The following is a 12,609-nucleotide window of genomic DNA, read 5'->3' as shown; positions in this document are numbered from 1 at the left end:
AAAGTACGGGCGTTTTCTATTGTTGACTCGCAGCTTGGGAGCGCTCCAAAACATTTGGATGCTTTAGGCGTGGGCGAAAAAGGGTAAGCAAGGGCTAACGCCCAGTCATGATTACCAGTCGACACCCTTACGTACTTTGACGCCAGAATCAAAGGCATGTTTTACATTGCGGACTTCTGACACCGTGTCCGCCATGTCCGTTAAGGTACGATGGGCCGCTCTACCGGTGATGACGACGGACTGCTCGCTAGGGCGGTTTTCTAACGCAGTGACCACTTCATCAAGGTCGATATAACCATAGGTGACCATGTAGGTCATTTCATCAAGCAAGACCACGTCATAGCTTGGGTCGGCCAGCATGCGTTTACATTCGGTCCAAATCTCTTGGGCTACGCGCGTGTCGTTTTCTTTGTCTTGCGTGTCCCACGTAAAGCCTGTTGCCATCACATGAAATTCAACACCGCACTGTTGCAGCAGATTACGCTCACCACATTCCCATGTGCCCTTAATGAACTGTGCTACGCCACATTTTTGTCCATGACCTGTCGCGCGAGTGACGACGCCAAAGCCTGAGGTTGATTTTCCTTTCCCATTACCCGTGATAACCAGCAGCAATCCTTTCTCGATCTGTGCAGCGGCGACGCGCTCGTCCACTTGTTCTTTCACTTTTTGTTGTCGGGCTTTATAGCGCTCATCGCTCATGTCGTATTCCTTTTCTCAATCGTCATGCTGACTTGTGGGCCAACCCAGTATGTTGGCCGTAGCAAATTGGATCACAACATAACAAACCTTGTCATATTTGGAAGCATAGAAATGATGATTTACCCAAGTAACCTGAAGATGCAGGGCTCAGCGCTGCTTTCGTCCACAGATTCTGGTTGGGATCGTGACACGTCAGGTGTTGCATAGGGTCTAACCAATACCACACGTCTCAGGTATGCAGCTGGGAATGTGAACGTTTTGCTTACTTGGGCTGTATAAACACTGAACAGCTATGATTGAATTTGGGTAAATTAAGAAGGAAGCGACATGAAGCATCTAGCTTGGCTACTAATGGGGTTCTCTTTTCATGGTTTTGCTGGTGAAAGCGTGGACTATCAATCGGGTGGAATGGCGTTGGAAGGCTATTACGCCAAAGCAGAAGGAACACCGAAGGGGTCTGTGCTGCTTATTCACGATTGGGATGGTTTGACTGAATACGAAGAGAAACGCGTGAACATGCTGTCCAAAATGGGTTACAACACCTTTGCCGTTGATTTGTATGGCAAAGGAAATCGTCCTGTCGAAACCAATGCTAAGAAAGCTGAAACAGGGAAGCTGTATAAAGACAGAGAGAAAATGCGCAGCTTGATCTTAGCGGGTTTAGATAAAGCGAGAGAAATGGGTATTCAGGACGTCGTGGTAGCAGGCTATTGCTTTGGTGGAGCAGCGGCACTTGAGCTGGCACGTTCTGGCAAGGCGGAAAGCGTGAATGGTTATGCGACGTTTCATGGTGGATTGAAAACGCCCGGCCAACAAAGCTACGCCAGTGATACTCCACCCATCTTTATTGCACATGGCGGCGCTGACAGCGCGATCCCGATGACAGACGTGGCTGATCTCTCTGTTCAGTTGGAATCAGCAAGTGTGCCTTACTTGATTGAAGTCTACTCCGGTGCACCGCATGCGTTCACGGTATTTGGGTCACCGCGTTATCGCGAAGTCGCAGATGCTCGCTCATGGGCAACGTTTAGCACATTCCTTGATCAAAATTTTTAACATCGATTGAACGCCTACTTTGCGCTCCGTTCCTTCATTCGTTACAGTGATTTCAATGTGATATAGGAATGGAGTGCCAATGTCAGTCAATCATCATAGTAAACCGAAAATTCTCGTCGTATGTATGGGTAACATTTGCCGTTCTCCGACCGGAGAAGCAGTACTCAGAGCCAAAGCGGCGGCACGTGGTTTGGATGTGATTGTTGATTCAGCAGGCACAATTGGATATCACACCGGTGCTAACCCCGATCCTCGTAGTCAAGCTGCTGGCGAAGCCCGAGGGTATGATTTCTCTGGCATCACCTCACGACAAGTTGACGCTAGAGACTTTGAGCACTTTGACATGATCTTAGCCGCCGACAAGGCAAACCTTGCCGACTTAATCGATATTTGCCCACCAGAACTCCGGCATAAATTGTCGCTATTTCTCAGTCATAGTGATTCTGAATTTAATGAGATCCCCGATCCTTATTTTGGTGGCGGCAAAGGCTTTGAAGTGGCGCTGGATTTGATTGAACAGGCGAGTGATGAAGTGCTTAACCGTTTCGGATAGTGCGAATCCCTAAAGTATGAATTTGAAGCCCGTCACTGACGGGCTTTTTTGTGGCTGTTTCACTGAGGAAATTTGGATTATTTGCCAGAAACAGAGCATTTTGAAGTCATTCAACTTGTTTAAAATATAAGGCTCTTATAAATTTAGGATCTATAGCCAATGTCTTTGTCTGAGGTAAGGGATTGAAACTTCAACAGCTCAAATATCTAAAAGCGATAAAGGACAACAATTTAAATGTGTCCGCAGCATCGCAATCTCTTTTTACAACACAGCCGGGTGTGAGTAAGCAGGTTGGTTTGTTGGAAAAAGAACTCGGGGTACGAATATTTGAGCGCAGAGGAAAGAACCTCAGTGGTGTGACGCCGATTGGTGAACGTATTCTTGAGCAGGTAGAGCGAATGCTCGCACTTGAGCAAAAAATTAAAGCATTGGCCAATGAGCATCTTGACCCGAGTGTGGGCACGCTGAACATTTACACGACGCACACCATTGCGCGTTACTTGCTGCCAAACAGTGTTTCCTATTTCACACAGAAATACCCTAACATCAATTTCCATTTGCAGCCGACGCTCCCTTTGCAAACCAAAGGAGTGATCAGCAAAGGTCACTCTGATTTCTCGATTGTTGCTCACGACCTTGGTGCCGACAATGATTTGATCGTGTTGCCTGCATATCTATGGACGTTAGGGTTGGTGGTTCCGGAAGAACATCCGCTTGCCCATGTGCGTAAGCCAACCTTGAAGCAACTGGCTGACTACCCGATTTTAAGTTACGAGCCGGGCTCGACAGGGCGAAGAACCCAAGACGAAGCCTTTGGTCGTGAAGGGATCTCCCCTAACTACTTTATGACAGTTATGGATGCGGATGTGATTAAGCGCTACGTGCAGCTTGGTTTCGGCATCGGTATTGTCTCTACGTTAGCAGCGCGTGATATTGAAAATACCGGGCTGACCTACATCAATCTTGATCACTTGTTTGAACCATCGAGTGCGTGGATTTGTTTCTCGAAAGACATCCTTTTGCAAAACTACATGTACGACTTCCTTTTGTCGTTCTCTCCTCATCTTACTAAGACGTTGATGGAAAATGTGTTGATGCAAAATAGCGCTGACAAGGTCGACAAGTTATTTGAAGGTTTAGAGTTGCCCGTGTACTGATTTGATTGGGTCTCGGCAAACAACAAAAACGCCAGCGATGAACTCGCTGGCGTTTTTTATTTCAGGCGACTATTTCATGTGGCCCACATTCACTGTGTGGAGGGATCTTGGGTGCCACTGTTTTCAGGTGTACGAATAATCCTGCCTTGGTTGTTGTTCAATTCAGGGTGATCAACTAACAAATGCTTAGTGATCTTAGGAGGAACGGATTCATTCTCTGGGTGATGGTGGTGAAAAATCGGCGTACGTGGTCGGTAAACATGTGGCGGCCTGTCGCCTTCCAGCACCGAGTCGTGAATTCGCTTACCGATGATAATTTCAATCGCCGTTATTGAGTCTGGTTTAACTTCAACCTCCTCGCTCACGTCTATGTCTTCGGTTGCGTTTGCCGGTATCACCGCGCCCATCAACACTATCGACAATCCCAGTGCGGTTAATCGAGTCAAAGTCATCGCGAGGTTTGCTGCGTCAAACATGATGCACCTCCTAGGCCGCTGTGCCACTTTTAGCATCGCGGGCTGCAATAAATCCGTAGAAAATGTAACCCAGTAGCGTCAATATCGCGCCATAGAACACGGCGGATTGACCACAGGCATACACGCCGTAAATGCTGTAGAGCACGGCAAATGTGCCGATAGCGGCTCCTGTCTTGTATTCTTTGGCGGTCAAGTTTTGCTTACGCAAAATGACCTCAAGACCCGTGAGCGACAAGATGTAAGGCACCATGTTAATGAATACAGCGAGATTGAGCAGGACATTGAACTGGCTCACTAAGTTTGGCGAAATTGTCATGACAGCGAGTGCAAGCTCCAACCCTAGCATGATCAGCATGCCTTTGATTGGGGCGTTAGACTTGGTGACTTCACCAAACACCTTTGGAAAGAGACGAATATCCGCTGCCGCTTTTGATACTTGTGCGTTGGTGAACTGCCACCCCAGCAGAGAGCCAATACAGGCGATAACGGCGAGGGCGGTGATGACTTGTCCTACTGTTTCGTTAAACATATAGGTATAAACAAGCCCAAATGGCGCATCCGATTTGGCCAGTTCTTCGTTGGGAATAATACCTTGAATCACCGACGTTGAAGTGATGTAAACGATAGCGGTAAAGCTGGTGGCAAGCATACAGGCCAAGGGGACATTCTTTTCGGGGTTTTCGACCGCCCCAGAGTTCGCTCCTGCCGATTCAATACCTAAGAAGGCCCAGAGAGTGAGTGCGATGCCAGATGATATGGCGGTCACGGTCGTATCTTGGTGCGGGTTCCATGCTTCTGCAAACACCTCTGGTTTAAACCAGAACCAACCAGCTACCGATAGTCCTACCACTGGGATAATGATGCCCCAGACTGTAATAGCAGATATTTGACCCGTGAGCTTTGGTCCCCAAAAATTAGCCACCATAGTGACAACAAGAATGCCCACTACAGCAATAAACGTATGGTAAGGGGTGGTTTTTATCCAAGGGAAAAACGGAACAAGATAACCTGCAGCTGATACAGCAATGGCGACGGCACTGATCACCAAACAGACATAATAGGTGTATGAGGCAATGAAGAAGGCCGACTTTCCATGCGCCTCATCAGCGTATGCAGACATTCCCCCATCTCTATTACAGTACATGCCGCACTTGGCAAATGCGTAGGCAATACACATTGCGCCGATAGCGGTGACTATCCATGACAATAACGATATTGCCCCAGTTTGAGCCAAACTGGCAGGCAACATAATGATCCCTGAGCCCATCATATTGACGGTCACTATGGTAGTGAGCCCGACCAATCCCATTTTATTTTGTTCAGATGCCATGCTAATTCTCCACCTCGATAGATGTTGGTGCGAAATGCGGTAATCTGTTTTGTTCAAGTCACATCAATGGCTCTTCATCCTGCATTTGATGTTGTTTTATCCTGCTTTTGACTATCGTTTCATTCCCTTTTTCAACTGCCCAAAACAGGGTTGTGTCGTCGAACTAGGCATCAGAAAACGCGAGCAAAACATGCTTACCGTTGCATTGAAAGTAGATGGTGTCATCAGCCCAGATTGATTCGTTTACAAGACAGCCATGCGATAAAACCTCAGTGTGAATCTTGTTGCTTCAAGCTTTGCTTTTACGCTTTTGCCACTACCGCAACATCTTGCTTCATTCAGCAGCAATGTACCTTTTTGCTTCGAATGTCTTTTTTGCGACTTTGTCTTAGCCTCCACTCTTCTATGTTCAAGAAGTCTCATTGAACCTTGAGTCATCTCTTCTTCAAGTACAGTGTCGGAGCTGGGTGTATGAAAACCTACGGAAAGAAATTTAACGTATTGATTTTAGAAGAGGCCCATAGAGAGGGTGTTGTCGGTAATGCCATTGAAAGGCTGATTTCCGAACTCGAAAATAGTGGTGCCCGCGTCATAGTCGCAAGCAGTTTTGATGATTGCTATTCAATGATCAATTCCAATATTGCACTCGATTGTTTGATGCTGACATCAGCGATGAGTGGGTCGCAAAGCGAAGAAAACGAACGCTTTTATGTGCTGATCGAGAAGCTCAACAAACGACAACAAAATGTGCCGGTATTTTTGTTGGCGGAACGCAAGAAAATCACCCTTCATGTCACCCGTGAGATGATGGAAAACGTGGATGAGTTCGCGTGGATCCTCGAAGATACGCCAGATTTTATCGCAGGCCGCGCTGTCGCCGCCATGACGCGATATCGTAAACAGTTGCTGCCGCCACTCATGGCAGCCTTGATGCATTATGACGACATTCATGAGTACTCTTGGGCAGCCCCAGGTCATCAAGGCGGTGTGGGGTTTACCAAAACGCCAGCAGGTCAGCGATTCTATAATTATTACGGTGAGGGTCTGTTTCGCACTGATATGGGTATTGAGCGTGGTAGCTTGGGCTCGTTGCTTGATCACACGGGTGCGTTTGGCGAAAGTGAACGATACGCCGCCCGCGTGTTTGGGGCGCATCAATCCTATTCTCTGGTTACGGGAACATCAGGGTCAAACCGCACCATTATGTCGGCATGTATGAAAGCCGATGACCTCGTGATTTGTGATCGCAACTGCCACAAATCCATCGAACAAGGCTTGATGCTCTCCGGTGCACGACCGGTTTACCTTGTTCCCACACGAAACCGTTACGGCATTATCGGGCCAATCTATCCTGATCAATTAGCCAAGAGTGTGCTTCAACAACGTGCCAAAGATGGCCCATTAACCAAAGATTACGCAGAGCAACGAGCGGTTTATGCTGTATTGACCAACTGTACCTATGACGGTCTTTGTTATAACGCCAAACAAGCGCAAGACATACTGGCGGAAAGCAGTGATCGCATTCATTTTGACGAAGCTTGGTATGGCTATGCGCGTTTCAATCCTATTTATGAAGATCACTTCGCCATGCGCGGCGAACCGGAAGACAACCCAGATGCACCAACTGTCTTTGCCACCCACTCAACACACAAACTGCTGAATGCGTTGTCTCAAGCCTCTTTCCTTCATGTACGAAATGGTAAGGGCGCGATCAGCTTTGAGCGCTTTAATCAGGCGTACATGATGCATGCGACAACGTCACCTTTGTATGCCATTTGTGCCTCCAATGACATTGCGGTGTCGATGATGGACGGTAATCGCGGACACTCTCTCACGTTGGAAGTGATACGTGAGGCGGTCGATTTCCGTCAGGCGATGGGGCGACTCAATCGCGAGTTCAATGAAAATGACGATTGGTTCTTTAAACCGTGGAACGCGGAAACGGTCACCGATCCCGCATCAGGTGAAAGCTACGCATTTGAAGATGCGCCGGCTGATTTACTGTGTGAAAGTCAGGATGCATGGGTCATGCACCCGAATGACAACTGGCATGGATTCAAAGATATGCCAGCAGATTGGTGCATGTTGGATCCGATTAAAGTCAGCATTCTTGCACCGGGCATGGGCGATGATGGGCACCTATTAGATTCAGGTGTACCCGCAGCGCTGGTTACGCTCTATCTGGGACGTTTTGGTATTGTGCCAACTCGAACCACCGATTTCCAAGTGATGTTCCTGTTCTCCATGGGGATCACCAAAGGTAAGTGGGCGACATTGGTGAACACCTTAATGGCCTTCAAACGCCATTATGACAACAACACGCCGTTGAAAGATTCACTGCCAGATTTGGTGGCGGACTTCCCTGATGTATATAGCGACATGGGTTTGAAAGAACTCGGTGATAAGATTTTCGGTTATCTCAAGCAGCACAACCCTGGTGAAGTGTTGAATGCCGCCTACGAGACCTTACCCGAAGCGATTATTACGCCACATGCAGCGTTTGAAGCCATTGTTGCGGATAACGTAGAAATGGTGCCATCGTCTCAACTGGAAGGCCGCGTTGCTGCCAATGCCGTTATTCCTTACCCGCCGGGCATTCCTATGCTGATGTCGGGCGAGAGTTTTGGTGACGAAAACAGCCCGCAGATAAAGTATCTGAAAAGCTTGGAAGTGTGGGATGAAGAGTTCCCCGGTTTCGAGAAAGAAACAGAGGGTACAGAAATGCATGATGGCATCTATCACGTCATGTGTGTGAAATCGGTTTAACGACCAAAGAAAAGGGGAAGCCAATGGCTTCCCCTTACTTGTTCTGGGCCGTGAAGTCTACTTGACGGTAAATTGCCCCATCATTCCCATATCCTCATGTTCTAGAATATGGCAGTGGTACATATATGGCCATTGCTCTGTGGCTTCATAATCGAACTTCAGCAGAATCTCTGCGGTACCATTCGGATAAATGGTGTCTTTCCAGCCTTGGTCTTCTGGCGCTGGTGGGTTTCCGTTCATCGATAAAATGAGAAATGATGTGCCGTGCATGTGAAATGGGTGCCGACCCGAGTTGATCGTCCACTTTTCCAGTTGTCCTAATTTGGACTCATGGTTGATGATCTTCATGTCCATCTGCTGGCCATTAATAGACATATCGTCTAGTTCAAAAACGCGTTCCACCTCAACATCTTTTTCAAGATAGGGCGTGATGGTATTGAGTTGTTTTGGTAACTCTGATGCTAACGCTTCGAGAGCGTTGTCCACTCGGAGTTCAAGAACTGACTGGCTTTGTGAGAATGGAATGAGAACGGCGTTGAATCCGTTGTAGCTCTGTGGCAACAGCTTTGCCAACACCCTTTGGCTTTTGGCTATAGACATATCAACCACGATGTCATTACGTTCTCCGGGTGCTATTTTCAGCGACGTTATTTCAACGGGAGCCTCCAACAAGCCGCCTTCCGTCGCTATCTTATAGAAAGGTTGTTCGCCTTCCAGATAGAACTCATAAGAACGAGCATTTGAGCCGTTCAGCAAGCGCAATCGCACAAAAGATTGAGGCACCATCGCATAAGGGTTGATGGTTCCATTGACTACCAGCGTATCTTCTCTCAAGTCCTCCGGCATGTTGTTAGTCGGATATGGCGTCATTTTTCCATCAACGAAGGTTCTGTCCTGCACCACCAATGGGATGTCATCAATGCCATAGGTATTGGGCAAACCCAAAGACTGAGAATGCTCGTCTTCAATGAGATAAAAGCCGGCCAGTCCAGAATGAACTTGTTGAGCGGTAGAGCCTTTCAGGTGAGGGTGATACCAGTTAGTCGATGCCTGTTGCCTGACAGGAATAGTGACGCGCCAAGTTTCTCCTGGCAGTATTTTGTTCTGCGGCCCGCCATCGATCTTTCCTACTACATGTAGTCCATGGCCGTGAATATTCGTGGGCTCATCAAGATTGTTGGTGAATTGAATATCGGTACTTTCGCCGTTGTACATTTTTATTGTTGGGCCGAGGTACTCAGCATTGTAGCCACTGGTTTTAGTCTTAACGCCGGGGTAGAACTCGTGCTCGCCTTCTCTAATTTCGATATCGATCGGACCATCGTGGGAACGGCTGTCGATGAGTGTAGGGATATTCAGTGGGGTTTTCGCTACTGCGGTCGGAGGGGCAGCATTCATACTGAGGCCAGCAGTAATTAAGGCAACAAGAAGCGTGGAGACAATAATTATAACTAAGATAACACGCCGGCTCACAAAACCATTTTGGCGCTGAAGAGCACCTTTCCTATGTCTGAAACAGGTCATCATTTTTCCCTAAATAACATCGATATTTTGTCGTTGCGGATTATTGAATAACAGACTGTGTTCGTCCATTTTGAGCCTAGCTCAAAAGTGATACAAACAAGAAAAGGTTGGGGATTGTCTGGATTTTCATGTCTCAAGGTATAAAAAATTGCAGAACATAGTAAAAAGGCCAGTGCGCAAGCATCTGACCTTTTGAGTTTGTGGAGGAAGTAACGTTTAGTGGCAGGCGATATGGATAAAGATCTGTGCGCCCACTAGCAAGAAATCGTCATCCACGTAGTAAGGGTTAGAATGCAGGTAGTTACAGATACCCGCTTCTTTGTTACCGCTACCTAGGAAGAACATCGCGCCTTTTTGATTTTCTGCAGCGTTCACCATCAGGCTGAAATCTTCAGAACCTGTCATTGGGTTGCCGTTCGGATCCAGTCGGTCAGCAGGCACGATAGCGCGTGCCGCATCTACGACGCGTTGGTAAGCGTCAGGGTGGTTAATAACCGCAGGGTAGCCTTCGCATTCCATGGTAGTTTTAAAGCCACGGATTTCGCTTTCTTTTACGATGCCTTCGAAGCTGTCTTTTAGGATCTTGTCAGTTTCAGCGTCCATTGCACGGATAGTACCGCGTGCTTGCGCATGGTCAGGAATCGCATTCGGAATGCTGCCACCGTTGAACATGCCACAACCGAAAACAGCAGGGCTGAATGGGTTGGTGCGTTTCGCTACGATGTAATCCATGTCCATGATGATACGGCTTGCTTCGCGGATTGCATCCAGACCTTTTTGCGGCGTAGAACCGTGTGCAGACACACCGTTTACATCCAACGTCCATGCAGAACCGTACGACGACATGATGCCGTTGTTGATTTTAACCATGCCGTATTCAAGCGCAGCATCATTGTGTAGTGCGTACACTTCAGATACACCGTTCATGCAGCCTAGCTCTACCATCTTGCTAGCGCCTGGAACACGCATGTCTTCTTCTGCCATTTGGAACACAAAGCGAACGTTGTGCTTCAAGGCTTCTTTGTTTTCAGACAGGTATTTAGCCGTAGTCAGGATGATCGCCATGTGCGTGTCATGACCACAGTTGTGTGAACAGCCGTCATGCTGAGAGCGGTAATCGTTCTCTGTCATGTCGTCCATTTCCAGTGCATCCATGTCAGCACGGAAAGCCACACGACCCACGCTCTCATCAATGGTTAGGTCAGCGATAAAGCCGGTAAAACCTTCGTATGTGGTGAGGGCATAGCCTAGCTCAGTCATCAATGCTTGGCAGTATGCTGTCGTTTTGAACTCTTGGCCTGATGCTTCTGGGATCTGGTGCAAATCACGGCGAGTGTTCACGCTGAAAGCGTGTAGCTCAAGCAGTTTGCTGTCTAGATTAAATTGGCTGTATTTCGCTGACATTAGATGATTCCTTTCATTTGGAAGCCGATTTGGGCAATCATTGATGCGCCAAAGAAGCAGCTAGTTGCGACGATAAGGAAGATGACAATAACCTTCCAAGACATCTTCTTAAGTTCTTCCATTTGACCGCCAACAGACAGACCTGCAAACGCCAGCAATGGCACACACACTGAAAGGAACTGGATCTTACCGACTGACTCTAGGAAGTAGGTACGAATCGGCGTTTCAGGCAAACAAATCAGAATGCCGATGATGGTCGCGTAGGCAAACGTTGGCAGTGAAGAAGGGATGAACTTCTTAGCAACCAGCGAAAGAAACACAATCACAGACATGGCAACAAAGCTGTTCACCATTTCTAGTGGCGCAGTGCCGTTAGTCAGAAACTGGGTAAAACCTGCTAGTACAATCGCAAGCGAGACCAGCTTCATATCATTCAGAATGGCTTTCATGGCTTATTTACCTTTGTTGCAAATTTTGTAGACGAACTCAGCAAGTGGCAGACCCAAGAAGGTCAGTGACAGTGCGCCAAGTACAGAAGAAAGCAGGTTAGAGGCAGCAGCAATACTTAGAACTTGCTTCGCCATTTCAGGATCAAGACCCGATACCAGTGCGCCAGATGCAGCACTTAGCATTGAGCCACTACCTACGCCTGAACCCGCAGCCAGTGCCAGTGGGTGAAGACCAGTTAGCGGTGCAATACTGCCTAGCACGCTGAACCACAAGGTGCCGATCACTGAACCGCAAAGGTAGATAGCAAGCACGCCAACATACTCAGGGCTGCCTGTACCAAATTTGCCTTGAACAACGGCGATAGAAGGTTCGCGGCTGATAGAAGAACATGCGCCAATGGTTTTACGGCCAAAACCGAATTTAACAGCAAGTGGTACGGCAATAAGGATAGGAAGAAGGTTACCGAGCTCTTGGAAAAGAAGCGGAACGCCCGCGTCAATAATCATGTCTAGGTTAGGGATGATCATACCAGCGTACTGGGTGCCCAGAACCAGCAAGCAGTAACCAACCATCTTGCCGCAGAAGCCTTCTTCTTTTTCAGTGAAGAGTTTGCCCCACGCTTGGACTTTGGTTTTGGTCCAGTTTACAGACAGGCCCATGCCGATCATCACGGCAAATAGCATAGGTAGAATCGAGATCGTGGCAAAACCCAAGTCAATTTTCTGGGTGCCGATTAAAAACTGAGAAATGAAAATCAGGGCAGATACAGCAATAACACTGGTCATAACGACGCGAGCTTGCCCGCTTTTGTTTTCTTCTGTGTTCATAGGTCTTCAACAGTTAAAAGTGGAATTCGGGGCTGATTATAGAGAGCCCGAAAAAGCGAAACGTGAATGAGATCAATAGTTGCTACGTGATACTAGATGAAAACTAAATATCATATTCCCATATGGAATTAAGGGTTATTGCGAGGTAAAAAGAGGGTGACTTTAGGGTGTGACATGTTGGTGTTTAGCGACAAGGTGCAACACTGGTAACGCTTAGGGCGTGATCGTGTAACAGTCGTCGTTTTTGATGCTGATTAATGTTTGACCATGCAAGCGCGATGGAAAAAAGAAAACCCAGCGCGAGACTGGGTTTTGGTGACTTAGCGTAAGTTTTTTATCTGCGAAAGCTCGGCAGAGAGAGCTG

Annotated in this window: 11 protein-coding genes; 4 read left to right on the top strand and 7 right to left on the bottom strand. The window is 47.6% G+C overall.

Annotated elements, in window-relative coordinates; genetic code table 11:
• Positions 1 to 111: 111 nt before the first annotated feature.
• On the bottom strand, positions 112 to 702 hold the full coding sequence (gene cobO, locus Q365_RS0107505) for a cob(I)yrinic acid a,c-diamide adenosyltransferase (RefSeq protein ID WP_028022763.1): 591 nt from the start codon (positions 700 to 702) through the stop codon (positions 112 to 114).
• 327 nt (positions 703 to 1,029) lie between these two features.
• On the opposite strand from cobO, the gene Q365_RS0107495 reads away from it, so the two are divergent.
• The 3 genes from Q365_RS0107495 to Q365_RS0107485 all read left to right on the top strand — a co-directional run bounded on the left by Q365_RS0107495 (position 1,030) and on the right by Q365_RS0107485 (position 3,468).
• Positions 1,030 to 1,758 carry a dienelactone hydrolase family protein gene (locus Q365_RS0107495; protein WP_028022762.1) on the top strand — a complete coding sequence of 243 codons (729 nt, stop codon included), beginning with the start codon at positions 1,030 to 1,032 and terminating at the stop codon, positions 1,756 to 1,758.
• 79 nt (positions 1,759 to 1,837) lie between these two features.
• Positions 1,838 to 2,311 carry a low molecular weight protein-tyrosine-phosphatase gene (locus Q365_RS0107490; protein WP_028022761.1) on the top strand — a complete coding sequence of 158 codons (474 nt, stop codon included), beginning with the start codon at positions 1,838 to 1,840 and terminating at the stop codon, positions 2,309 to 2,311.
• A 182-nt stretch (positions 2,312 to 2,493) separates the two neighbouring features.
• Positions 2,494 to 3,468, top strand: coding sequence for a LysR substrate-binding domain-containing protein (locus tag Q365_RS0107485; protein ID WP_028022760.1), 975 nt, complete (start codon positions 2,494 to 2,496; stop codon positions 3,466 to 3,468).
• 89 nt (positions 3,469 to 3,557) lie between these two features.
• Here Q365_RS0107485 and Q365_RS0107480 read toward each other — a convergent pair whose 3' ends face one another.
• Together Q365_RS0107480 and potE are read right to left on the bottom strand one after the other, a co-directional pair.
• On the bottom strand, positions 3,558 to 3,944 hold the full coding sequence (locus Q365_RS0107480; protein ID WP_028022759.1) for a hypothetical protein: 387 nt from the start codon (positions 3,942 to 3,944) through the stop codon (positions 3,558 to 3,560).
• 10 nt (positions 3,945 to 3,954) lie between these two features.
• Positions 3,955 to 5,274, bottom strand: a complete 1,320-nt coding sequence (gene potE, locus Q365_RS0107475; protein ID WP_028022758.1) for a putrescine-ornithine antiporter — start codon at positions 5,272 to 5,274, stop codon at positions 3,955 to 3,957.
• A gap of 471 nt (positions 5,275 to 5,745) precedes the next feature.
• Between potE and adiA the strand changes: the two genes are divergently transcribed.
• Entirely contained in the window at positions 5,746 to 8,040 is a 2,295-nt protein-coding gene (gene adiA, locus Q365_RS0107465; protein ID WP_028022757.1) for an arginine decarboxylase, read from the top strand.
• A gap of 57 nt (positions 8,041 to 8,097) precedes the next feature.
• Here adiA and Q365_RS0107460 read toward each other — a convergent pair whose 3' ends face one another.
• The 4 genes from Q365_RS0107460 to Q365_RS0107445 form a co-directional block, all read right to left on the bottom strand.
• Complete coding sequence (locus Q365_RS0107460; RefSeq protein ID WP_245621519.1) at positions 8,098 to 9,438, bottom strand: multicopper oxidase domain-containing protein; 1,341 nt, start codon at positions 9,436 to 9,438, stop codon at positions 8,098 to 8,100.
• A 342-nt stretch (positions 9,439 to 9,780) separates the two neighbouring features.
• Positions 9,781 to 10,968 carry a M20 metallopeptidase family protein gene (locus Q365_RS0107455; RefSeq protein WP_028022755.1) on the bottom strand — a complete coding sequence of 396 codons (1,188 nt, stop codon included), beginning with the start codon at positions 10,966 to 10,968 and terminating at the stop codon, positions 9,781 to 9,783.
• The gene (locus tag Q365_RS0107450; protein WP_028022754.1) at positions 10,968 to 11,417 is read right to left on the bottom strand and encodes a hypothetical protein; all 450 of its coding nucleotides are present in this window, start codon (positions 11,415 to 11,417) and stop codon (positions 10,968 to 10,970) included. Before Q365_RS0107450 ends, Q365_RS0107455 begins: the two co-directional genes overlap by 1 nt.
• A gap of 3 nt (positions 11,418 to 11,420) precedes the next feature.
• Positions 11,421 to 12,245, bottom strand: coding sequence for a DUF3100 domain-containing protein (locus Q365_RS0107445; protein WP_028022753.1), 825 nt, complete (start codon positions 12,243 to 12,245; stop codon positions 11,421 to 11,423).
• Positions 12,246 to 12,609: the final 364 nt, after the last annotated feature.

Origin of the sequence: Enterovibrio calviensis DSM 14347 (assembly GCF_000621165.1) — a bacterium.
GTDB lineage: Bacteria > Pseudomonadota > Gammaproteobacteria > Enterobacterales > Vibrionaceae > Enterovibrio > Enterovibrio calviensis.
This window is presented reverse-complemented; position numbering and strand designations above follow the sequence as displayed.